Source organism: Sulfitobacter sp., from assembly GCF_036961165.1.
Lineage (GTDB): Bacteria > Pseudomonadota > Alphaproteobacteria > Rhodobacterales > Rhodobacteraceae > Sulfitobacter.
On sequence record NZ_JBALVJ010000033.1, the window covers coordinates 1 to 23446 of the forward strand.

The window sequence follows — 23446 nt, forward strand, 5'->3', positions numbered from 1 at the left end:
GATGCATCTTAGCCAAGCCGCAAAACTGTCCTAAAAAGCAGGACCACTTCACTCAGTCAAACCGCCCTGAACGACGTCGCACGCATGATGAACCACCGTCCTCGTAAGACACTAAGATGGAGAACTCCCGCCGAAGCCATAGCCGAAGAACTTGCGGCCATTAAATCAACCGTCGCACTTCAAACTTGAATCCAAGCTGTGCGCTGAATAAAATGGAGCGGGTGTTTCTCCTACTCCTGTATCCCCCGCAAATACGCCACCAAATCCACAATTGCGCGGCTGGTCAGGATGAGCTGGCCGCTCTCGGATTTGAGGATGGTATCGTCGCCCGCGAAGAACTCTCCGTAGACCGGCATCGGTGATCCGTGGCTTACCTGCGGGTCGCTGCCGTCGATGCGCATCACTACGCGGCGGGTGGGGAAGCCGCCGTGGCGCTCGGTCAAGTCGCGCAGCGAGGGTGGTTGCAAGATCAGCGCCGCAGCCAACGGCCCCTTGCCGCGCCCTTCTAAGCCGTGACAGACCGCGCAGTGTTGATCATACAAAGCAGCGCCCACGTCCGCGTCTTGGGCCAGCGCAATGGCGGGTGAAAGCAGCAGTGTGGCAACGGTTGCGATTATAAGTTTCATGCTAAATCCTCCTGAGTCTCTTTAAGTTTGGACTGACCTTTCAGACCGCGCGCTGATCTGTGTCAATTAATCCGAACATCCGCGCAGAAAATTGGCTGCGTTGCGGGTTGCGCGGGATCAGCCCTTTGGTGCGCAAATTTGGGGTTGTGCAGAAATCGGAGCAGCGCCTTAATAGCTCCATGCGTATCACCCTCATCCTGCTACTTTTCCTTGCCGCCTGTGGCCGTCCGCTAACCGATACGGAACGCGCTTTTGCCGCCACCATCCACGGCCCCACGCTCAACTATGACCGCGTGCGCCTGCATGACGGGGCGCCGACCCGTGCGGTGACGTTCCGGCGCAAGCCACGCCCCCGCACGACATGTCGCGAGCTAATCTTTCCGCCCCATCCACCAAAAGAGACCGTGATCACCACCAAACCGGCGGCAGTGGCGCTGTATAACCGCGTGCTATTCGACAAAGACTGGTTTTTGGAGGACTATCTGCCCGACCACCCCGACCGCATCGGATTGGTCGCGGCCATGCTGCTCAGCCATGAACTGACTCATGTGTGGCAATGGCAGAACCGCAAGCTTACAGGCTACTCCCCGCTCAAGGCCGCGACCGAGCACAGCCAAAGCGATGACCCCTATCTGTTTGACCTCAAAGACCGAAAGTTCCTTGAATTCGGATATGAGCAGCAAGGTTCCATCGTTGAGGAGTTTGTCTGCTGTCGCGCGCTCCAGCCGCAAGGCGCGCGGACCAGTCGGTTGCATGCGCTGGTGTCTCAGGTAATGCCAGTCGCCCCGCTGCCGCATAGCCCCGCCTATGACGTGGGCCTGCCGTGGGACGGTGTGGACCTTAAGCGTATCTGCCTTTGAGTTAACCGGCGGCAAGACATGTGATGAGTGCCCAAGTATCGTCCCCAACTTCAACTGGGTCCATTGTCTGCTTGCCTTGCCCAGGCATCCGCGCGTCTTCGTCCTGCGCGATGTGGTCGGCCAATGCCTGCACTTTTTCCCCGAAATCTGATGCGACAGATGGATCAATCAGCAGATAATACTGGCCCAGATCATGCGGCGCGCCTTCGGGCGCTTTGAGCGGTTTGACATCGCGTGATAGCACCGAGCCCGTCATTGCCGCGGCCAACACTTCGGCCATGAGGCCAAAACCCCAACCTTTGTAGCCACCCAGAGAGACCAGCGAACCCTTGATCGCGGCATCGGGGTCCGTGGTGGAATTGCCGTCGGCATCCAGCGCCCAGCCTTCGGGGATACTGTCCCCTGCGGCTTTGGCCATGGTGATCTTGCCGAGTGCCACTGTGGTGGTGGATTGGTCGAACTGCATGGCCGTGCCGCCCTTCCCGTCAGGCACGGAGAACGCGATCGGATTGGTGCCGATGACGCGGGTCTGGCCGCCCGGAGCTGCAACGATGGGCGAGGCATTGGTAAAGCCGATCCCGATCATCCCCGCATGTGCGATCTGTTGGGTGAAATATCCCAGCGACGTGCAGGTATGTGCGTGCGCTACAGCAAGGGATGCAACACCGGCACGGCGTGCGGCGTCCAACGCCACCGGTAAGGCATGGGCAAACGCCGGCTGGGCAAACCCAAAGCCAGCATCAACCACGACCGTACCTGCGCGAGGCGTGCTGACCTTTGGCGTAACCGTTCCCGACACCCGCCCCGAGCGTAGCTGCTGGCAATAGCTTTCAACATAGTAGAGCCCGCAAATCTTGTTACCGATACTCTCTGCTGCTCGCACCGCGCGGGACACTTCTGCGGCCGCAAAGGCGTCTGCGCCATGCGCGCTCAAAGCGCGGCGCACAGTTTTCTCGATCTCGTCTAGGGATATCATGGGCATCTGATAGGCTCCGAGTAAGGGACCCTTGAGACAGACCAGCATGAGGGCTGCGCGTCAAGCGGATCAGCTTTGCTCTAGCGGCTCCACTGGTACGAATTGCAGGCTACCAGAGGTCAGCGGGGCGCTGACACCTTCTAACCGCAAGCTTAGGCCCGTGGATAATTCAATCCGCAGTCCGCCGTCCTCGACCACCTGTTCGGTGATACTAGCGTCTTCGGGCGCTTCGGTTTCGATCGCAATGGTGTCCTCATCGAGATTGAAATCACTGATCTGGATCACTTCAACCGCGTCCTGAGTGGCAACAAAGACATCGCGGCCTTCGCCGCCATTGCCGGTATCGCCATCGCCCATGAACAGCGTGTCGTCTCCATCACCGCCGCCCAGCGTGTCCGCCGCTTCGTCATCAGCGCGCGTTTCGCGTGAGAAGGCTCCGAAGAGCGCATCATCGCCATCGCCTCCGTCGATCACATCTGCCCCGTCACCGCCCACAAGCGTATCGTTGAGCATGGAGCCCGTCAGGCTGTCAGCGCCGCCCGAGGCATCGTGGCTCACAGCGGTATCCGCTTCGGCTACAAACTCTTCGTCCTGATCGGTGCCACGGCTACCGAAAGCGGAGCCCACATTGTCATCAGTGCCGCGAGCGTTATCAATGAAGGTCATAACATCGATCGTTTCGACGGGGTCACCCGTAGATGTAGCGGTTACACCCTCTTCAACTTCCGCTTCATCAGGATCGTCGTCATTGAAGTTCACAAAGGTGACCATCAGCGGGCCAAGTGCGCTGAGAAGCATCGCAAGGATCGGGGACATGTCGGGGCCTATTTGTTACTGTTTTGGTCTGAGCATACCTCGCAAATATGGTGACACTACGTTGACGATATGCGGAATTCGCGAACCGGCACGCTTTAGTTCGCGCTCAGAATACCCTGATCCAACCGGATTTGGCGATCCATCCGCGCAGCCAGTTCAAGGTTATGCGTGGCGATAAGCGCGGACAGCCCCGTATTGCGCACCAGAGCCATCAGCGCGGCAAAAACCGTCTCGGATGTTTCGGGATCAAGGTTGCCGGTCGGCTCGTCCGCCAGCAACAGCTTGGGGCTGTTGGCCAGCGCACGGCAGAAGGCAACGCGCTGTTGCTCGCCCCCTGACAGCGCGGCGGGACGGTGGTCAGCGCGTGGTGCTACTCCGACTTGATCAAGCAGCTCCATCGCGCGCGCCAGCGCTGCGCTGCGTGCAATTCCGTTGGCAAGCTGTGGCAGAACGATGTTCTCAACCGCAGAAAATTCAGGCAGCAGATGATGGAACTGATAGATAAAGCCCACATCGCGGCGCCGCACAGCCGTGCGCGTGCCATCCTGCTTTCCGGTCATATCGATGCCCCCAATCTCAACCGTGCCGGCGTCTGGCGTGTCCAGCAGGCCGGCAATGTGAAGCAGTGTAGATTTGCCCGCACCAGACGGGGCGACAAGGGCCACGACCTCACCACGGGCAAGCTGAAGGTCGATGCCGCGCAGCACGGTGACTTCATTGGGCTTGCCGTGGTTATAGCCTTTAGTGATGCCAGACAGGCGCAGGACAGGATCACTCATAACGCAGCGCCTCAACAGGGTTCATTCGCGCCGCACGGCGGGCAGGAAAGATAGTTACAATAAAGGATAGCCCAAGCGACAACCCCACAGCAGACAGCACATCACCAAGCTCAAGCTTGGCCGGTAGGAAGTAGATGCCCCTGATCGAAGGGTCCCAAGCGTTGCCCCCCGACAGCCAGTTCACCATGCCAAATATCTGATCCACATAGAGCGCGAACAGACAGCCAAGGATCACGCCCAGCGCCGTGCCGATAATACCGGTAAACGCGCCGCAGATGAAAAACACGCGCAAGATGGAGCCTTCGGACATGCCCATCGTGCGCAAGATGCCAATATCGCGGCCCTTGTTTTTGACCAACATGATTAGGCCAGAGACAATGTTCATCGCCGCGATAAGCACCAGCACAGAGAGGATGACGAACATCACGTTATCTTCGATATCCAGCGCATTGAGAAAGCCCGAAGATGCCTCGCGCCATGTCCAGATCAGCGCGGTATCTCCGGCGGCGGCAAGAATGTTGGCGCTCAGATCATCCACATTGTCAGGATCTGCGACCATTACCTCAAGTTCGTTCACCGCCCCCTCGGCGTTGAAATAGCTTTGCGCCTCGGCCAATGGCAGGTAGGCGCGGGTGCGGTCGATGTCATAGCGCCCGGCAGTGAAGATATAGGTCACCTCATAGGCATTCACCCGCGGCGACGTGCCAAACGCGGTCTTGACCCCATCGGGAGAGATCAAACGGATAAGGTCGCCCACCTGCGCGTTCAGACTGCGCGCAATGCCAGAGCCAATGGCGATCCCCTCGTTAAAGCGGGCGATATCACCTTGGGCGGTTTGCGGGTTGGCAATACGCGGGATGGTGGCAAGGTTCTCGGCGGTGATGCCATAGACTTCCATTCCTGCATTGTTGCCCTGAAAGGTCGCCATGACCTGACCGCGCACAATCGGAGCAACGCGGGTCACACCGTCCACCGTAGCGATCTGTGCGGCAAGCGCATCATAGTCGCGGATGTTACGGTCCACAACGCCATTGGGCTGCATCACACCCATATCGTAGACTGTCACATGCGCATTAGCGCCCAGAATGGTGTCGACAAACTCTGCCCGAAATCCGGAGCGTACGGCAAGCGTTGCAATCAGTGCAAAGACCGCCAACGTGATCCCGATCAGGCTGATCCATGTCATCACGCTCACCCCACCTTCGGCACGGCGCGCGCGCAGGTAGCGCCATGCGATCATCCATTCAAACGGGGCAAAGGGAGGGGTACTTGAGGCCATGATGGTCCTTGCTCGAAATTGGGCGCTTTTCGCGTTTTGCGCAAGGTGAGGCTTTGCACGCGCAGGGTCAAGGCTTAGACCAATTGCGCCAGTCTCGTTTGCGCAAAGCGCTGCCTATGGGTAAGGGTTGGATTTTCCGGCACCATGAAATCCATGTTCTTAATCTTCGGTGACAACGACATAGCTTATACTGGACGCCCGCGCCGGAATGGTACCCGCAACAGGCCCAACAACAGTGCAAAGCCCATGCTGCCCAGAACAAAACCCACACCTGCAAAAATGAGGCCGGCAAAACTCACAGGAACGGCAGGTTGATAGGCCTGCCATGCCGATTGAGCTATTTCTTGGTCGGTGAAGCGCGCCGCGTTATAGGCGCGCATGAAAGGGCCCTGCCCCTCAAGCGCCACCAGATCACTGCTTAACCGTTCATAGCGCGCAATAGAGCGGGCCATATCAGCGCTGCGCCGTTCGAGGAACACGGTGCCCTGCATCTGCGCCAAAGCTTCATCACGGCCTAGATCAGAGGCTGTGGCGGAGGCATCAAAATCCGCGACGACCTCGCCCAGCGCATCTACCGCACCGCCCAGGCGCTGCATGTACTGCTGGGAAAACTCGGGGAATTGCGAGGTAGCGGCCGCACCGGCAAGCCCACCCGCCAAAGCGATACTGCGCAAGATCATATTCGATACACCACCTTGACCAATGCCACGCTTGGCGCGCTCATTTGTTCAAATACATACGGGCATCATACTCTACACGCCCTTCAATAACACCGCAAAACTGACTGTTTTCATCAGCCTCGGCAAGCACCGCAGATCAAAATGCCGAGAGTTGCGGTGATCCGCCATATCACGCCCAGATTGGTTAAATCCGAAATCGGCGCGAATGCCGACACCGCAAGGGCAGAACTTCGCGCGGGTGCCCGACATTGGATAAGCTTGATATTCATTCTCGCAGCCTGCCACTTTGCATCGCACTTGAACCACAGCCTACTTCGGCGTCAGCCGCAGCAGCCGCCCGTCCGAGTTATCGAGGATCAAGATGGCCCCATCGCGGTCAATCTCGACGTCGCGCACACGTATCTCGCCCGCCAAAAACCGCTCTTCCCCGACCACGCGGTCGCCGTCCAACACAAGCCTGACCAGACCACCGGGATTGAGCGAGGCGGCCAACACGTTGCCCTCCCACCCGTCAAACATAGCACCTTGATAGAAGGCAAATCCCCCCGGCGCGATCACTGGATCCCAGTAGTATTGCGGCTCGATAAAACCCGCGCGCCGCGCCTCTCCGCTGCCGACGGGTGAGCCGTTGTAGTTCACTCCGTAACTGACCACAGGCCAGCCATAGTTAGCCCCGGCAGTGATACGGTTCAGCTCATCTCCGCCCGCAGGACCATGCTCAAGCGTCCAGAGGCTGCCATCAGAAGGACGTACTGCGGCTCCTTGCACATTGCGATGTCCAAGGCTCCAGAGATCGTTGTCAAAGGGATTACCCGCTGCGGCCCCGCCATTTGGGTTGACCCGAAGAACCTTGCCGTAGGTCTTGTCCAAATCTTGTGCGAACTGCCGCTCACGATTGCTGAAATGTTCGCCTGTGGTGATGTAGAGGTACCCGCCAAATGGCACCACGCGGGAGCCGAAGTGCATTGCGTTGGGTGACGGAGGATCTTGCTCAAACACGTCACGAGCATCGCTGAGCATCGTCCCATCCGCGCTCAGAACGCCCCGCGCAGCAGCCGTGGCGGACAAGCCGCCCCCCATCGGTTTTGCATATGTCAGAAAAATCACGCGGCTGGTGTCAAAATCTTCGGCCAGCGCCACGTCCAGCAACCCGCCCTGCCGTTGAGCCAGCACCTCAGGCACACCGCGGATCGGCGCGCTGAAAGTGCCATCGCGCACCAACCTCAGCGCCCCCGACCGTTCGGTCACTAGATACCCGCCCTCCGGCAACACCGCGACACCCCAAGGGGTCTCCAGCCCGTCGGCCAATACTTCAATCTGCAAGGATACACCGCTTTGTAACGCAGGGGCACGGGTCTGTGTGGGCCACGCGGGGGTGAACTGAGGCGCATTTTTGCTACCCTGCTCTACGCCCTGCGCCGAAGCGCCCGTTGCGACACAAACCGCAGCTAGTAACGTCAGAAACTTGCCCATTGCCAATCTTCCTGTGGTTTCACCAAGGATGGCGCAAAACGGTCCGGGGTCCACCCCCGCCCCGCAAATTTGTTTTAGATACCGTGCACGGACAGACCTTTGTAGATCTGAGCGATCCGCTCAATCGCCTGTTCGGGCGGTAGCTCTTCGCTCTCCCCTGTCCGGCGCGACGTCAGCTCGATCACGCCATTTTTCAGGCCGCGCGGTCCAACCGTGATCCGCCATGGCAGACCAATCAGGTCCATCGTCGCGAACTTGCCACCAGCACGCTCGTTGCGGTCGTCGTACAGAGGGTCGAGACCCAGCGCCACAAGGCTGTTGTACAGCGATTCACAGGCGGCATCCGCTTCGGCATCGCCCTGCTTGAGGTTCACAATGCCGCAATGGAAGGGCGTAACCCCTTCGGGCCAGATGATACCCTTGTCATCATGGCTTGCCTCGATGATCGCGCCCAACAGGCGGCTGACCCCGATACCGTGGCTGCCCATATGTACTGGCACAACTTTTCCGTCAGGCCCCTGCACCTTTGCACCCATGGTTTCTGAGTACTTGGTGCCGAAGTAGAAAATCTGCCCTACTTCAATACCGCGCGCCACACGGCGACGCTCTTCTGGTACCTCGTTGAACAACGCCTCGTCATGGGTTTCATCCGTGCGGGCGTATTTCGACGTGAATTCTTGCATGACGGCAGCACATTCTTCATGGCTGTCATAGTCAATTGCACGGTCACCAAAGCGCAGATCGGTCACAGCGCTGTCATAGAACACCTCGGACTCACCGGTTTCTGCCAGCACAAGGAACTCATGCGTGTCATCGCCCCCGATAGGACCGCTATCCGCGCGCATCGGGATCGCCTGCAAACCCATCCGCTCATAGGTGCGCAGATAGCTCACCAGATGGCGGTTATAAGCATGCATCGCATCCTCTTTGGTCAGGTCAAAGTTGTACCCGTCCTTCATGAAGAACTCGCGGCCGCGCATCACGCCAAAACGTGGACGCATCTCGTCGCGGAACTTCCACTGGATGTGATAAAGCGTCAGTGGCAAGTCTTTGTAAGACCCGACATGCGACCGGAAGATATCGGTGATCATCTCTTCGTTGGTCGGACCATATAGCATATCGCGGCCCTGACGGTCCTTGATCCGCAGCATCTCTTCGCCATAATCGTCGTAGCGGCCGCTTTCACGCCACAAGTCCGCTGACTGCAACGTTGGCATCAGCATCGGCACATGGCCTGCGCGGATTTGCTCTTCGTGAACGATGTTTTCGAGCTTGCGCAGCACCTTGAAACCCAACGGCAACCACGAATAAATCCCGGCAGCATTCTGCTTGATCATGCCGGCACGCAGCATGTAGCGGTGGCTGACAATCTGCGCCTCGGAAGGTGTCTCTTTCAGAACGGGCAGGAAATAACGGCTCAAACGCATGGGGCAATCCTCATTCAACTTTGCGATTTGCCTAAGCCAAACATGCGCCCAATACAATCATCATCCCACCCCTAATCCTTCTGGCCAGAAATATCCTTGGGAGGTAACGGGATTAGCACCTCACTCCACAGCCCCCGCCGCCCGCGCCACCAATCGCAGTGCCACCTGAGTGGCCTTGCCCATGTCCTGCACCGATATCCATTCCAGCGGGCCATGTATTTCTTGCATGCCGGTAAAGATATTGGGGCACGGCAGCCCCATCTCTGTAAGGCGCGAGCCGTCGGTGCCGCCGCGGATCGGGACAGATATCGGCTCCAACCCCACATCACGCACCGCCTCATGGGCCAGATGTACAGGCGTCATGTCATTCTCCAGCCAATAGCGCATGTTGCGGTACTGGGGTGTAATCTCACAGGTAATGGTTGCCCGCGGCTCGGTCAGGGCGACGGCATCGCAGACTACGCGCAGGATTGCGCCCTTCTGCTCAAGCCCCTCACGTTCGAAATCACGAATGATAAAACCGATGCGGGTCTCGGCGGCGCCTCCGCTGATGTCGGTCGCGTGGATGAACCCTTCGTCCCCGCTTGTGGTTTCAGGCGTCATGGTGATTTGCGGCAAGGTTTCGATGATACGCGCGGCCAGATGCATGGCATTCACCAGCTTATCCTTCGCCCAACCGGGGTGGATCGACACGCCTGTGACGGTGACAATCCCGCGATCGGCCGAGAACGTCTCGTGCTCTACTTCACCGGGTTTCGATCCATCAAACGTATAGGCAAAGTCGCAGGCCATGTCGGCAGGCAGACGCGGGTCGACGCCGCGCCCGATTTCCTCGTCTGGCGTGAAAGCAAGGCGCAGTTCCCCCCGCGGGACCTCGGGATGATCAAGCAGATGCTTGGCCCCTGTCATAATGATTGCAACGCCAGCCTTATCATCGCCCCCCAGCAGCGTTGTGCCGGAAGCCGTGATCAGGTCATGGCCAACGCAATCGCCAAGATGGGATGAGATATCCGGCCCCAACCGCCGCTCAGGCGCGTCCGGAAAGGAGATGTCCCCGCCGTTATATCCCTGAATAAGCCGTGGCTTTACACCTGTTGCATTGAACTGCGGCGCGGTATCCACATGGGCGCACAGACCCATCACCGGCCCGTCCGTATTACCCGGTATCGTTGCCAGCACCACGCCATAGTCGGTCAACCGTACATCGCTAGCGCCCATTGCCTCAAGCTCGGCGATCAGAACGCGGCTCAAATCAAGCTGGCATACTGTGGAGGGCTGCGCGTGGCTATCTTCGTCTGATTGCGTGTCGATGGCGGCATAACGCATCAGGCGGGTTTGCAGTTCAGTATCAAAGGGGGTGCGCATGGGCGGCTCCTGTCAGGCTTGCCCTAACGTGCCGCGCCCGCGCGCAGTGTCAAGCTGTCTCCTCAGAGACAACATACGAATGGCCCAACAACCCCGCGCGGGCAATTGCCTGGGCAGCGGTCTCAACGTCAAGCACATCGCGTGCGCCCCGCAGGTGCTTCTCCACCGTTGTCACAGAAAGTTCGGTAAGAACTGCGATATCCTGCATGGATTTTCCGTCCGCAATCCACTCCAGCATTTCACGTTGGCGCGGGCGCAGGGGGTTGCGTTTTGACGGCAACGGCATGCGGGTGATGTTGAGATGTGCTGCAATGCACATCGCCTCGATCGCCTCACCGTGCCCACAGCGCATCCATATGCGCCTGAGACCAGTTTCGCTGCCCCATCATGCCCAAGCCCCCCTTGAGGCGCGTCGTATCCGACGGAAAGTTCAGCAAATACCCCGCCGGTTGCCCCACCTGCTCCATCTCCGCCAAAAATGCATGTTCGTCCGGAAGCAAGCGGCCAGCCTTTGCCTTCTCCAGAAACCACCCCCAAGAGACCGCTCCGTTGTTTTCCGCCATCCATCGATAATGAGGCGAACGGCGATAGAGACCTGTCTCGATGTAATCGATGAAATCCTGCTCACCCACCGTCGACAGGAACAGGATGTCCTGCAAATCCCCCAAAGACATCCCGTAGCGTGAGCGTGTCAGCCCGTATCGCACCGCAGTGATTCCAAAAAACTCCACCCACACCAGTAACCGCGCCCAGACCTCATCATAGGAAGATGCCTTCAGGATGCAGGCCATCTGGTGCAGCACTTGTTGCGTGTCCGGTTCTGGTAGCCTGGGCATCAGATTTTCTTTTGATTGTCAGGCAAGTTGCGGCAGCGACCCGCATTGTGTCCAGCCAAACGCACAAAGATCCTACCATCAAGAAAGGGCACGCCTCCCTTTGCGCGGGCATTCTCGGTATCGGCCGCGTTTGTGCACTACATGCATCCAATGTTGCCCCACTGCGCGGGTTAGCGCCGCAATTCGTGCGCTAACCCTTGAAACCGGACCGCCCATGGGCGATGTGTGAAACAACACTCAGGAGAGAGAAATGGCCCTGCCGATCAGAGACCAGATTAAGTATTGGGGCATGGCCGCGGCTGTGTTTCTGGTGATCTTGTGGTTTATGGGCGATGTGCTTTTGCCATTTGTGCTGGGCAGTGCGATTGCCTATTTCCTCGATCCGGTTGCCGACCGGCTAGAGCGTGTGGGCCTAAGCCGTGCGATGTCGACAGCAGTGATCACAGTCCTCGCGATCCTGATCTTTGTCATCATGGCATTGCTGGTTATCCCGACCCTGATTTCGCAGGCCGTGAACCTGTTCGATATTGCTCCCGATCTAACCAAACGCTTTACCGCCGTGCTAACCGAACGGTTCCCCTCCATCCTTGAGGATGGATCGACCTTGCGCAACTCTCTGAATTCAGTGGGGACAGCTGTGCAGGAACGCGGTGGAGAGCTTTTGAACACTGCGCTCAGCTCGGCTGCGGGGATCATCAATGTGATCATGCTGTTTGTGATCGTGCCGGTTGTGGCGGTTTACATGCTCCTGGATTGGGACCGGATGATTGCCCACATTGACGGGATGCTGCCGCGGGACCATGCACAAGTGATCCGCAACCTGGCCCGCGACGTCGACAAAACGCTTGCTTCGTTCATTCGCGGCATGGGCACGGTCTGCCTAATTCTTGGTACCTATTACGCCATCGCGCTGATGCTGGTGGGCTTGCAATTTGGTCTCGTGGTCGGGTTTATTGCAGGGCTAGTCACGTTCATCCCATACCTTGGCGCGCTGATCGGTGGTGCGCTGGCGCTTGGTCTGGCCTTGTTCCAATTCTGGGGTGACTGGGTTTCCATCGGACTGGTGGGCGGCGTTTTCGTGATCGGCCAAGTGATCGAGGGCAATGTTCTGACCCCAAAGCTCGTCGGTAATTCGGTCGGTTTGCACCCTGTCTGGCTGATCCTTGCCTTGTCCGTATTCGGAACGCTCTTTGGATTTGTCGGCATGTTGGTTGCAGTGCCTGTCGCTGCCGCGTTCGGCGTGATTGCGCGCTTCGGGGTCGAGCAATACCAACAAAGCCTGCTGTACCGTGGCACCGAACAAGATATCTCAATTCCAGACGAAGACATGCTTTAATATGGCGATGCAGCTAGGGTTTGATCTGCCGGTACGTACCGCGCGGGGACGCGATGACTTTCTGGTCGCGCCGTCCAATACCATGGCCGTGGCCATGATCGAGAACTGGCGCAACTGGGCGGGCGGCAAGATGGTACTTACCGGACCCGAGGGCGCGGGCAAAAGCCACCTGACACATGTCTGGACAGATGCAGCCCAAGCCCGCCTTATCCGCGCCGTTGATCTGCGCGACGAAGCTGTGCCCGACCTGGCACAGTCCAGCGTCGCGGTAGAGGACATTCCCCGGATCGCGGGTGATCCGCAGGCCCAGACAGCCTTGTTTCATCTGCACAACATGGTTCTGGCCGAGGGCCATTCCCTGCTGCTGACTGGCGTTGGCACTGTGGCGCATTGGGGGCTGACGCTGCCCGATCTAGTCAGCCGCCTGCAAGGCGCGCTCGAAGTCTCTATCGATGCGCCGGATGACGCGCTTTTGTCCACTGTGCTGGTTAAGCTGCTGGCCGACCGGCAATTGGTACCGCCGTCAGACGTGATCCCCTACCTGCTCAACCGGATGGACCGGTCCTTTGCTGCCGCCAACCGCTTTGTCGCGGCACTTGACCGCGAAAGCCTTGCACGCAAACGGCCCATCACCCGTGCGCTGGCCGCGCAAGTGCTGGACAAAGCCGAGACAGAAGCGCGATAGTACCGACACTCCTGTCTTATTACCGTTACATTTATGTTGGATAAGTACACCCATGTCCGATGCCGATTTCCTTACTGCGCCTTATGATACACCTGTTGAGCTGCCTGATCTGGATCTGGGCAGCCCTGCCCGCTTTCAGAACCGTGAACTAAGCTGGCTGCGCTTTAACTGGCGCGTGGTGGAAGAGGCCGAAAACCCACGCGTGCCATTGCTGGAACGGCTGCGCTTCCTGTCGATTTCCGCCGATAATCTTGATGAATTCTATACTGTCCGCGTCGCCGGCCTGCGCGAGCTTGCGCAAGCAGGTAACACCACACCTGCCGCCGATGGCCTTACACCTGCAGAGCAATTGGTGCTGATCAATCAAGACGCCCGCGCGCTGATGCTGCGCCAGCAAGCCGTGCTGGTAGACCTGCTGCGTGAGATGGACGACCAAAACATCATGCTTGAAGGGCTGGATGATCTAAGCGCGTCAGACAAGACGGCTTTGGATGATGTATTTCTCAATCAGGTCTTTGCGGTCCTCTCGCCACTGGCGATTGATCCCGCGCACCCCTTCCCGTTTTTGCCCAACACGGGCTTTGCGCTCGCGCTCCAGCTCGAGCGCAGCCGCGACAAGAAGCCCTTGCAAGCGCTGCTACCGATCCCCGCACAGATTGACCGCTTTGTCTCGCTTCCCGCACCTGACGGGTGCAAACGTTTTTTACCGCTCGAAGAGCTGCTGGTCCTGATGATTCCAGACCTCTTTCCGGGCTATAAACTGAAGGCACATTTCGAATTCCGCGTGCTGCGAGACAGCGATCTGGAGGTCGAGGACGAGGCCGAAGACCTTGTGCGCGAATTTGAGGTTGCGCTCAAACGCCGCCGCCGTGGCGAAGTGGTGCGCATGACCCACTCCGCAGGCGCGCCCGCCAAACTGCTTGCCACCATTATGGGCGAACTGGGCGCAAAGCCGCAGGACGTTATCGAAATCGAGGGGATGATCGGCATTGATGATCTGGCCCAGCTTGTAGGTGATGACCGCCCCGATCTGCTGTGGCCGCAATTCATTCCGCGCATCCCCGAGCGGGTGACAGACCACGACGGCGATATGTTCAAGGCGATCCACTCCAAGGATATGCTACTGCACCACCCTTATGAAACCTTCGATATGGTTGTGCGTTTTTTGCAGCAGGCCGCGCGTGATCCCAATGTGGTTGCGATCAAACAGACGCTTTACCGCACATCTCGCGATAGCCCCATCGTCGAAGCGCTGTGCGAGGCAGCGGAGGATGGCAAATCCGTGACGGCTCTGGTCGAGCTGAAGGCCCGCTTTGACGAGGCTGCCAACATCCGCCAATCGCGCAGGCTGGAACGCGCAGGCGCGCATGTGGTCTACGGATTTATTGATCTCAAAACACACGCCAAAATCTCGACCGTGGTGCGCCGTGAGGGCAGTGAACTAGTGACCTACACCCATTACGGCACCGGCAACTACCACCCGATTACGGCGCGCATTTATACCGATCTGTCGCTGTTCACCTGTGACAAAAAACTGGGCCGCGACGCGACCAAAGTGTTCAATTACCTGTCGGGCTATGCCCCGCCCGCGCATCTGGACAATTTGGCGATCTCGCCCATCACGCTCAAACCGCGTCTGCTGGAAATGATCGCCGCCGAGGCTGACCACGCGCGCGCGGGCAAACCTGCGGTGATCTGGGCCAAGATGAACAGCATCGTCGACGCCGAGGTGATCGACGCACTTTACGCCGCCTCCAACGCAGGTGTTCAGATTAGCCTCGTGATACGGGGAATTTGCGCTCTGCGGCCGGGGATCAAGGGACTGTCGGAAAACGTCCGCGTGAAATCTATCGTAGGTCGCTTTCTAGAGCACAGCCGCATCGTTTGTTTTGGGAACGGCTACGGGCTGCCCCACAAAAAGGCGCGGGTATTCATGTCTTCTGCGGACTGGATGGGCCGCAATCTCAACCGCCGTGTCGAGACCCTGATCGAGATCGAGAATGCCACCGTACAGGCCCAAATCACTAGCCAGATCATGGCGGCCAATCTGGCTGACATTGCGCAAAGCTGGGTGATGGCACCCGATGGTAGCTTTACCCGCCCGCCGCTTCCCGAAGGGCAATTTGCCTTTAGCTGCCACCGCTTCTTTATGGAGAACCCTTCGCTTTCCGGTCGCGGCTCTGCCGGCGCGTCAGATGTGCCAAAGCTCACCCACACCGAAGATTAACGCGCGCATTCCGCTAGGGTTATTGATTGACGCGGGGGCGGGTATGGGCCAGTTTGCCCCAACTTTCCGCCCCTCTAGCCGGAGCGCGCATGACCGATCCAACACCACAGCCCGCAACAGTCCCTGAAACCGGCGTTGCCGATCTGGGCATGTTCGGAAAGCCCCTATTTCAGGACCCTGGTGCGCGTGCATTGCGCCGTGTGGGCGTGGTTGATGTCGGGTCGAACTCGGTCCGGATGGTGGTGTTTGACGGGGCGGCGCGATCACCCGCGTATTTCTACAACGAAAAGATCATGTGTGCGCTGGGGTCCGGTATGGCTGACACCGGCCACCTGTCGCCCGAAGGGCGCGTGCGCGCGCTCTCGGCGATGCGCCGATTTAAGAAACTTGCCGAGGGCATGGGCCTGTCAGAGCTGACTGTAGTGGCTACCGCTGCGGTGCGTGACGCGAAAGACGGACGCGCGTTCTGCGAAGAAGTCCGCGCCGAGACCGGCTTGCGGATCTGGGTCATTGATGGCGAGGAAGAAGCCCGCCTGTCCGCACAAGGTGTGCTTTTGGGCTGGCCCGGTGCTTATGGTCTGGTCTGTGACATTGGCGGCTCATCGCTGGAGCTGGCGGAGATTTCCGGTGGACGGGTCGGACGCCGTGTGACGTCATCGCTGGGACCGCTGAAGCTGCGCGATATCAAGGGCGGAGCCAAAGCACGCGAAGCCCATATCAAGGAAACGATGAATGGCCTGGCCGATAAGATGGGCAGCCAGCGTGATCGATTGTTCCTTGTGGGTGGCTCTTGGCGCGCGATTGCACGGATCGACATGATCCGCCGTGGCTATCCGCTGCACGTCCTGCATGAATACCGCATGACACGCAAATCGGTGCGCGAAACCGTTGATTTCATACGCAAGTCCGACATGGACACCCTGCGCGTTGAGGCCGGCGTATCTTCGGCCCGCGCGATCCTCGTGCCCTATGCGTGCGAAGTACTGTCCCGTCTGGTCAAGACGTTCAAACCCAAAGACATTGCCATCTCAAGCTATGGCATCCGCGAAGGCATGTTGTATGAGCAAATGCCCCAGCGCCTGCGCGATCGCGATCCCTTGATCGAGGCATGCCGCTTTGCGGAAGACAAGGACGCACGCTCGCCGGGCTTTGGGCGGATGCTGTATAACTTCATCCTGCCGATCTACAAATCCGCCTCTGCGCCACGCAAACGCCTGATAAAAGCGGCGTGCCTGCTGCATGACGTGAGCTGGCGCGCGCACCCAGATTACCGCGCAGAGGTCTGTTTCGACAACGCCACGCGCGCCAATCTGGGCGGACTTAAACACTCCGAACGGATCTTCATGGGCGTTGCGCTGATGCACCGCTATTCCAATAAACGTGAAAACATCCGCTTTGCCGACCTGTTTGATATGGTGGACGAACAGACCCGTGCCGAAGCCGAAATTCTAGGTAAGGCCCTGCGTTTTGGCGCGATGCTGTGGATGGACAAGCTTGAAGAGCTGGGCGAAATGCGCTGGTACCCCAAGAAAAAAGAGCTCCATTTACGGTTAAGCCCAGACATGATGCCCCTGTTCGGTGAGGTCGCCGAGGCGCGCTTTAACTCGCTGGCCAGCTCACTTGGCGCGCAGGCAATCGTGAAGACCGTAAACCGCTAGAGGTCAACCTGCGGCTCAGGCTCAGCGGGCGACGCGTCTTCTGGCGCGTCTTCCGGCAGATCAGGTTTACGGCGGATAATGATGCCGCCATTCGGCAAAACTTCCGGTGCGCTGTAAACGCTCCAGTCTTCGACCTCTTCCAGAACGCTGCGCAGCTTCGGTCCCATCTCGGTGATAAACTCCTGCAAAGCCGGTCCGGCCTCTTCCATCAACTCAGCCAAATCATCCAACGCAGGTGCCATTTCCTGCATCAATCCTTCAAAGAATAGCTGCGCACCCCGTTCCATGAGCGAGGGTTCTTCCTCGGAATAAACCGGTGCTGCAAAGAGGACAGTGGCGAATGAGAGGGCAACGATATGTTTCATATCCCCTAATATAGGGGAGCGTTCGCAAGAAACCAAATTACAGATCAATGTCGAGTGTAACAGGAAAATGATCCGATGCCGTCACCAGTGCATCGCGCAATTCGGGCTTGGCCCAGCAGTCGGGATCATCCAGCGGATGCCATATGCGCCAGACCGGCTCGCGCGCGCGCAAGTTTGGGCAAACCATGATGTAATCCAGCAAAGCTTGCAAAAACCGTTTTTCAGGTCTGATCCAGAAGCGCGACGTGGTCGGCATAGCGCCCAAACGCTGCCCTAGCGCGCGCGCTGCATGCGGATCATACAGCGGGTGCGGCCCTTGGGTATCAAGAATAATCTCAACCGAAGAACGCCCGAACAGGTTCTCGAAGGCATCCAAGCCGGGGCCGTCATTCAGATCCCCCAACAGCATCAGCGGCACCCCGTCGGACAGGTGGCTTTCAATTCGGGCGCGCAGCCAGATGGCTTGGGCAAGCTGTTTGCGCCGGTTTGAGATGGCTATCTGCATGGCCTCAGCATCATTCTGCGCGCCATGCGGAGCCTTGGATTTCAAATGCGCCCCTATCATCCGAAACGCAAAGCCGCCTGCCGTCTCTACCGCTAGCTCCAGCGGTGGTTTCGAAAAAACAACACGGTCCTCTGAGGCGTCTATGTCCAGATCTATCCGCAGCACCCCATCAAAGCGTGGCGCGCCGCGTGCGCCTTTGGCGCCGGTGCCCTCTCCCTGCGGATCATGTGTCACCGTCAAAACGTCGGGATCATAGAGCATCGCGATTTCTTGCTGGGTGTCATTGGCAAAGCCCATAACCGCCGACCGTGCGCGCAGGCCAGCAAAGGCCGCAAACCGTTCAAGCGCGGCGACAGCATCATGTCTCGCACCTGCATCCGGTGCCTCGATCACCATGATGGCATCCGCGTCGAGCGCGTTGAAAACACGGGCAAGCGCCTGCGTCTGCTGGGCGCGGGTTACCTGCCAGCGCGCAGACCATCCGTCATCATTGTAAAGCCGGTCTTTCCTGTCGAAAAGGCTCGCGAACCATTCAACATTATAAGTGGCAATCCGCATTATGCCGCCTTGCCCGACAAGGTCTCCCAGGCGCGGTTGATATCGATCATCCGCTTTTCAGCCATCCTCACCGCCTCTTCCGGCAAACCGCGGGCGGTCAATGCATCGGGGTGGTTGGCGCGAACAAGTTTGCTCCACGCAGCGCGAGCTTCAGCAAGTGTGGCATTGGGCGCAATGCCCAGAACGCTATGCGGCAACGGAGAGCTATTGGGCACAAACCGCGCCCGCAATGTCTCGAAATTGCCTTCGGGAAGGGCAAATATCTTGGCCACTTCTTCCAGAAACGCGTTTTCGTTAGGGTGATAGATCCCATCCGCCATGGCGATGTGGAAAAGACCTTCCATCAGATCGCATAGGATGCTTGCATCCTCGCTGAACATCCTCTTGATCCGGCGGGCATAATCGTCGAAGCCGGCCACGTCCGTCCGCGCCATATTGAACACCCGCGCGGCGCCTTGCGCATCCGCATCCCCGATCTGGAATACCTCGCGAAAGGCTGTCACCTCGTCCCGCGTCACTTGGCCATCGGCTTTTGCCATCTTCGCACCCAGCGCGATCACGGCGATGGTAAAGGCAACAGAACGTTCCGGCGGTGTGCGCAGAAGGTCAAATACAGCCGAAAGCCCTTCGCCAGAGGTGAGGGCAGAGAGGGCTTCAGAGATGCGGGTCCATATCGACATGGCTTATCCTAACGCACGCAGGTCCTTTTGTCAGGACGCGTCGATAGGTTTGCTCATCAAAATGAGGTCAAGCCAGCGCCCGTTCTTGTGCCCTACCTCTGACAATTGGCCTGCCATTGCAAACTCCAATCTCTGGTGAAACGCGATGGCAGGAGCATTTTCGCCACTGATGCCGCCGATCATGACGTGTAGACCCTGCGCCTTTGCCTGCGTCATAGCAGCGTGCATCAATTCACGGCCCATCCCTCGGCGCGGTGCGCCTGTGATGATCGTGTGCTCTGCCGTATGGGCGTAGCCAGGTCCAGCCCGAAACGGCCCCCATGTCACAAACCCTGCGCAGGCCCCCTCCACGTCTGCCACCAGAAATGCGTCTTGCCGGTCTACCAGAAGTGAATGCAGGTCAGACTCCGTCTTCTCGACAGTAGTGAAGGTGGCTGTGGTATCGCGTATCATAGTGTTCCACAGGTCCATGATCTGCGGAATGTCGGCCATTGAGGCCGCGCGGATCAACATAATGTCGTGTGACCTGTTGGCGTCGCGATCTCAGCACGTAATTGCACCGGGCCGACCTCGAACGCGATGCGTACATCGGCAAGAACCGGCGCGAGGAGCCCGGCCAAGGATGTCGCCTCAGGATGGCGGATGGTGAAAGTCTTGATCCGGCATCCGTGCTGGGCCATGCGCGGTGCGGGGTGGGCATCGCCGATCCACTGGATCAGTGCCGGCGCGCAATTATCAAAAGGAAGCACGCCGCTTGCAGGGACGGCCATGCGCCAGCGCAGATCGCCGCGCTGTAAGTCAACGGGACGTCCAAACCCTTCGGGCAATTGATCCAGCGTGGCATCCAGATCGTCGCAGCGGCAGATCCAGTTAGTCAGGCGCGGCGCGCCTTCAAAACGGTCCAGATCAAACCAGCGCGGTCGGTCCGGTGTTGGTGCCTGCGGATTGATCGCAATCGCTTCCAGATACAGGCCGTCCTCCAACCCTAGCAAACGGTTATGCGTGTGAAAAACCGCATGTTCGCCGCCTGCCTGCAACGGCACGCCCAAGGTGGCCTCCACATGGTTTGTCGCAGCGGCGAGTATCTCTCCCGCCACTGCGATATGGTCAAAGGAGATCATCCTCGCGCTTCACGGATCAGCTTGAGGATGTCCTGCGCCGCGTTCGGGATGTTGGTACCCGGCCCAAAGATCGCCTTTACGCCAGCGTCATAGAGGAACTGATAGTCCTGCTGCGGGATCACGCCGCCACAGATCACCAGAATATCCTCTGCCCCCGCCTCTTTGAGCGCTTTGACAAGCTGCGGCGCCAGTGTCTTGTGCCCTGCCGCCTGAGAGCTAATGCCGATCACGTGCACGTCATTGTCGACGGCATCTTGCGCGGCCTCGGCAGGGGTCTGGAATAGCGGGCCCACATCTACGTCAAAGCCGATATCAGCAAAGGCGGTCGCGATCACCTTTGCGCCACGATCGTGGCCGTCCTGCCCCATCTTGACCACAAGCATACGCGGACGACGCCCTTCGGCTTCAGCGAAATCTTCTACCGATTTCTGGATCGCGGCAAAGCCTTCGTCCCCCTCATAGGCGGCGCCATAAACGCCGGCCAGAATTTTCACCTCTGCGCGGTGGCGACCAAATTCATTTTCCATTGCCATGCTGATTTCTCCCACGGTGGCACGGGTGCGGGCCGCTTCTACGGCTGCTTCCAACAGGTTCCCGCCCTCTTTGGCGCGGCGGGTCATTTCCGCCAATGCGGCGCTACAAGCCGCCTCGTCGCGGCTGGCGCGGATGCTTTTCAAACGCTTGATCTGGCTGTCACGCACGGCGACGTTGTCCACATCCAGAATGTCGATCGCGTCTTCTTTGTCGCGGCGGTATTTGTTTACGCCGACGATCACATCGGTGCCACGGTCCTGACCGGCCTGCCGCTGTGCTGCAGCTTCCTCGATCCGCAGTTTGGGCATACCCGAGGCGACAGCCTTGGTCATGCCGCCCAACTCCTCGACCTCTTCGATCAGCTTCCACGCAGCCTCGGCCATGTCGTGGGTCAGCTTTTCAACATAGTAGGAACCCGCCAGCGGATCGACCACGTTGGTCACACCAGTTTCTTCTTGCAAGATCAGCTGAGTATTGCGCGCGATGCGGCTGGAGTTCTCGGTGGGTAGGGCAATCGCTTCGTCCAGCGCGTTAGTGTGCAGCGACTGCGTGCCGCCCAACACCGCCGACATCGCCTCATAGGCGGTGCGAATGACGTTGTTGTAGGGATCTTGTTCCTGAAGGCTCACACCAGACGTCTGACAGTGGGTGCGCATCATAGAGGATTTGGGGTTCTGCGGTTTGAATTCTTCCATGATGCGCGACCAAAGCAGGCGCGCGGCACGCAGCTTTGCCGCTTCCATGAAGAAGTTCATGCCGATGCAGAAGAAGAACGACAGCCGCGGGGCGAATTTGTCCACGTCCATGCCCGCCGCAATCGCCGTGCGCACGTATTCGCGGCCATCAGCCAGCGTGAACGCCAGCTCTTGCACAAGGTTCGCACCGGCTTCTTGCATGTGGTAGCCGGAGATCGAGATCGAGTTGAACTTCGGCATCTCGTTGGCGGTGTATTCGATGATGTCCGCAATGATCTTCATCGAAGGCTCTGGCGGGTAGATGTATGTGTTTCGCACCATAAATTCTTTGAGAATGTCGTTCTGGATGGTGCCAGACAGCACCGCGCGGGAATGGCCCTGCTCTTCACCCGCGACGATAAAGCTGGCGAGGATCGGGATCACCGCACCGTTCATCGTCATGGAGACTGACACCTTGTCGAGCGGGATACCGTCGAAAAGGATCTTCATATCCTCGACACTGTCAATCGCCACGCCCGCCTTGCCCACATCACCTTCAACGCGGGGGTGGTCACTGTCATAGCCACGGTGGGTGGCCAGGTCGAAGGCGACGGAAACACCCTGCTGACCGGCAGCCAAAGCGCGGCGGTAGAATGCGTTGGAGTCCTCAGCCGTGGAGAAACCCGCATACTGTCGAATCGTCCAAGGGCGACCTGCATACATGGTTGCCTTGACGCCACGCGTGTAAGGCCCCTGCCCCGGAATACCGCCAAGATGGGACACATCATCCAGATCTTCGGCCGTGTAGAGCGGAGCAACGTCGATGCCTTCCAGCGTTTTCCACGTCAGATCCTCGACTGGGCGGCCGCGCAGTTCTGATTCAGCCAGTTTGCGCCAGTCGTCCTTGGAAGCTTGGGTCGGTTTGTTGGTCATGGGACTGTCCTTTTGTCAGTGTCCCCGCCGACAGGCTAAAGCCTGCTCTTTGGCGGGAGCGATCCTCTGTCAGTGTTGCAAGCCCGTCCGCACCAGCGGTGAGCCACATCATATCGTCTGCGTAAGCTTCACGCAGGGCGGCAGCCTGTGCTACGTCAAACGGGTTCCAGCGCCCTTCGCGCAAGGTCAAATGCGCGGGCAGCTCCGCCAGTGACATGCCGTTTTGTACCATCTTGGCGCACAGCTTTGCCACGTCGGGTGAGCGGTTAAGCCAGCTTTCCGCGTAGTACTGCGGCGCAGGTAGGCCTGTCGCTTCGGCAAGCATCTTATCAGCTTGGCCGACGAACTGCTCAAATGGCAGAATCTTGATTTCAGCCTCCGGCAAGGCACAGGCCAAATCCGTGATCACATCCCGCCAGCTGCGCGGCGCTGCGGCAAGCAGCTCGATTCGGACCGCATCCGGCACGGCATGGCCCCGCCCGACACCGTAGGCTGCGACAGACGACCACCATAAATCCTGAGCGCGAATGCTCATCACGACGCGGCTGATCCGCCCTTCAAAGGCTGCATCCAAACGCGCCATCCGCTCGCCTATCGCGGGGTAAAGCAATCCGGCGCGTAAACACGCGCGGGGCGCGCCGATCATATTTTCCTCGCTGACCAACAAGCGCTGAGCACCAGCGCGTTGGGCCTGTGCAGCATGCAGCCGCACGCGCCCCATAGCGCGACGTTGCAGGTCACGGCCGTTTAGCATCCGCGGTTTGGCAAATAACCCGTCGAATAGGCCCTTACGCAACATATCCGGCTCCCAAAGCGCGGTGCCCTGTGCGAATAGACGCGCGCGATTGCCACGCAGATAATGCTGGAAACTGGTCGAGCCGGTGCGATGCGCCCCTACGTGAAGAATGATATCCATAAGCCGTGCAATGCCTTTGCGCCATGGGGCTGCACCGGGCAGCCGTGAAAAGGAAACTGCAGCAGTCATGCGACAAAACCCCTTGCGGCGAGCTTAATGGTAAAAATGGCGCAAACCGCGTTCGCAATCGCGTCAAT

23 protein-coding genes and 1 pseudogene are annotated in these 23446 nt (G+C 58.8%); 6 read left to right on the plus strand and 18 right to left on the minus strand.

The genetic code is table 11. From position 1 onward, the window contains the following. Positions 1-45: 45 nt before the first annotated feature. Positions 46-189: pseudogene (locus V7730_RS22660) on the plus strand (IS30 family transposase); the annotation flags it as partial. 41 nt (positions 190-230) lie between these two features. On the opposite strand, the gene V7730_RS13900 reads toward V7730_RS22660, so the two are convergent. After that, on the minus strand, positions 231-626 hold the full coding sequence (locus tag V7730_RS13900) for a cytochrome c (protein WP_335748199.1): 396 nt from the start codon (positions 624-626) through the stop codon (positions 231-233). Positions 627-805: 179 nt separating this feature from the next. Here V7730_RS13900 and V7730_RS13905 point away from each other — a divergent pair, with 179 nt between their 5' ends. Next, a complete protein-coding gene (locus tag V7730_RS13905) occupies positions 806-1486 on the plus strand; it encodes a hypothetical protein (RefSeq protein ID WP_335748200.1) in 681 nt (226 codons plus the stop codon). Between the two features lies 1 nt (position 1487). Here the strand turns inward: V7730_RS13905 and V7730_RS13910 are convergent, their stop codons facing one another. The 10 genes from V7730_RS13910 to V7730_RS13955 form a co-directional block, all read right to left on the minus strand. Then, positions 1488-2468: an Ldh family oxidoreductase gene (locus V7730_RS13910; RefSeq protein ID WP_335748201.1), complete on the minus strand. Its 981-nt coding sequence runs from the start codon at positions 2466-2468 to the stop codon at positions 1488-1490. Positions 2469-2531: 63 nt separating this feature from the next. Next, a complete protein-coding gene (locus V7730_RS13915) occupies positions 2532-3278 on the minus strand; it encodes a hypothetical protein (protein ID WP_335748202.1) in 747 nt (248 codons plus the stop codon). Between the two features lie 95 nt (positions 3279-3373). Then, a complete protein-coding gene (locus V7730_RS13920; RefSeq protein ID WP_335748203.1) occupies positions 3374-4057 on the minus strand; it encodes an ABC transporter ATP-binding protein in 684 nt (227 codons plus the stop codon). After that, a complete protein-coding gene (locus V7730_RS13925; protein ID WP_335748204.1) occupies positions 4050-5336 on the minus strand; it encodes a lipoprotein-releasing ABC transporter permease subunit in 1287 nt (428 codons plus the stop codon). The genes V7730_RS13920 and V7730_RS13925 overlap by 8 nt, the downstream gene beginning before the upstream one ends. 185 nt (positions 5337-5521) lie before the next feature. Further along, positions 5522-6016 carry a DUF2937 family protein gene (locus tag V7730_RS13930; RefSeq protein ID WP_335748205.1) on the minus strand — a complete coding sequence of 165 codons (495 nt, stop codon included), beginning with the start codon at positions 6014-6016 and terminating at the stop codon, positions 5522-5524. Between the two features lie 309 nt (positions 6017-6325). Then, the gene (locus tag V7730_RS13935) at positions 6326-7489 is read right to left on the minus strand and encodes a PQQ-dependent sugar dehydrogenase (protein WP_335748206.1); all 1164 of its coding nucleotides are present in this window, start codon (positions 7487-7489) and stop codon (positions 6326-6328) included. 74 nt (positions 7490-7563) lie between these two features. Beyond that, positions 7564-8916: a proline--tRNA ligase gene (gene proS, locus V7730_RS13940; protein ID WP_335748207.1), complete on the minus strand. Its 1353-nt coding sequence runs from the start codon at positions 8914-8916 to the stop codon at positions 7564-7566. A 120-nt stretch (positions 8917-9036) separates the two neighbouring features. Beyond that, positions 9037-10281: a peptidase T gene (gene pepT / locus V7730_RS13945; RefSeq protein WP_335748208.1), complete on the minus strand. Its 1245-nt coding sequence runs from the start codon at positions 10279-10281 to the stop codon at positions 9037-9039. 49 nt (positions 10282-10330) lie between these two features. Further along, positions 10331-10633, minus strand: coding sequence for a helix-turn-helix domain-containing protein (locus V7730_RS13950; RefSeq protein WP_335748209.1), 303 nt, complete (start codon positions 10631-10633; stop codon positions 10331-10333). Continuing rightward, positions 10614-11117, minus strand: coding sequence for an autoinducer binding domain-containing protein (locus V7730_RS13955; protein WP_335748210.1), 504 nt, complete (start codon positions 11115-11117; stop codon positions 10614-10616). The genes V7730_RS13950 and V7730_RS13955 overlap by 20 nt, the downstream gene beginning before the upstream one ends. Positions 11118-11367: 250 nt before the next feature. Between V7730_RS13955 and V7730_RS13960 the strand changes: the two genes are divergently transcribed. From V7730_RS13960 to V7730_RS13975, 4 genes are all read left to right on the plus strand, one after another. Further along, positions 11368-12453 carry an AI-2E family transporter gene (locus V7730_RS13960; protein WP_335748211.1) on the plus strand — a complete coding sequence of 362 codons (1086 nt, stop codon included), beginning with the start codon at positions 11368-11370 and terminating at the stop codon, positions 12451-12453. Position 12454: 1 nt separating this feature from the next. Next, on the plus strand, positions 12455-13138 hold the full coding sequence (locus V7730_RS13965; protein WP_335748212.1) for an HdaA/DnaA family protein: 684 nt from the start codon (positions 12455-12457) through the stop codon (positions 13136-13138). Positions 13139-13190: 52 nt separating this feature from the next. Continuing rightward, positions 13191-15365, plus strand: a complete 2175-nt coding sequence (locus tag V7730_RS13970) for an RNA degradosome polyphosphate kinase (RefSeq protein ID WP_335748213.1) — start codon at positions 13191-13193, stop codon at positions 15363-15365. Positions 15366-15454: 89 nt separating this feature from the next. Beyond that, on the plus strand, positions 15455-17023 hold the full coding sequence (locus tag V7730_RS13975) for a Ppx/GppA family phosphatase (protein WP_335748214.1): 1569 nt from the start codon (positions 15455-15457) through the stop codon (positions 17021-17023). Here the strand turns inward: V7730_RS13975 and V7730_RS13980 are convergent. From V7730_RS13980 to V7730_RS14010, 7 genes are read right to left on the minus strand one after another with little or no spacing between them, the layout of a single operon-like run. Then, positions 17020-17388, minus strand: a complete 369-nt coding sequence (locus V7730_RS13980) for a hypothetical protein (RefSeq protein WP_335748215.1) — start codon at positions 17386-17388, stop codon at positions 17020-17022. The two genes, V7730_RS13975 and V7730_RS13980, sit on opposite strands and share 4 nt — an antisense overlap. Before the next feature lie 37 nt (positions 17389-17425). Continuing rightward, positions 17426-18451 (minus strand): endonuclease/exonuclease/phosphatase family protein, encoded by a 1026-nt coding sequence (locus V7730_RS13985; protein ID WP_335748216.1) that lies wholly within the window; start codon positions 18449-18451, stop codon positions 17426-17428. Continuing rightward, positions 18451-19131, minus strand: a complete 681-nt coding sequence (locus V7730_RS13990; RefSeq protein WP_335748217.1) for a molecular chaperone DjiA — start codon at positions 19129-19131, stop codon at positions 18451-18453. The genes V7730_RS13985 and V7730_RS13990 overlap by 1 nt, the downstream gene beginning before the upstream one ends. Before the next feature lie 30 nt (positions 19132-19161). Next, positions 19162-19644 carry a GNAT family N-acetyltransferase gene (locus tag V7730_RS13995; protein WP_335748218.1) on the minus strand — a complete coding sequence of 161 codons (483 nt, stop codon included), beginning with the start codon at positions 19642-19644 and terminating at the stop codon, positions 19162-19164. Further along, positions 19638-20252 (minus strand): VOC family protein, encoded by a 615-nt coding sequence (locus V7730_RS14000; RefSeq protein WP_335748219.1) that lies wholly within the window; start codon positions 20250-20252, stop codon positions 19638-19640. The genes V7730_RS13995 and V7730_RS14000 overlap by 7 nt, the downstream gene beginning before the upstream one ends. Beyond that, complete coding sequence (gene scpA, locus V7730_RS14005; RefSeq protein WP_335748220.1) at positions 20249-22393, minus strand: methylmalonyl-CoA mutase; 2145 nt, start codon at positions 22391-22393, stop codon at positions 20249-20251. Before scpA ends, V7730_RS14000 begins: the two co-directional genes overlap by 4 nt. After that, the gene (locus V7730_RS14010; RefSeq protein ID WP_335748221.1) at positions 22341-23378 is read right to left on the minus strand and encodes a hypothetical protein; all 1038 of its coding nucleotides are present in this window, start codon (positions 23376-23378) and stop codon (positions 22341-22343) included. Before V7730_RS14010 ends, scpA begins: the two co-directional genes overlap by 53 nt. Between the last annotated feature and the right edge of the window lie 68 nt (positions 23379-23446).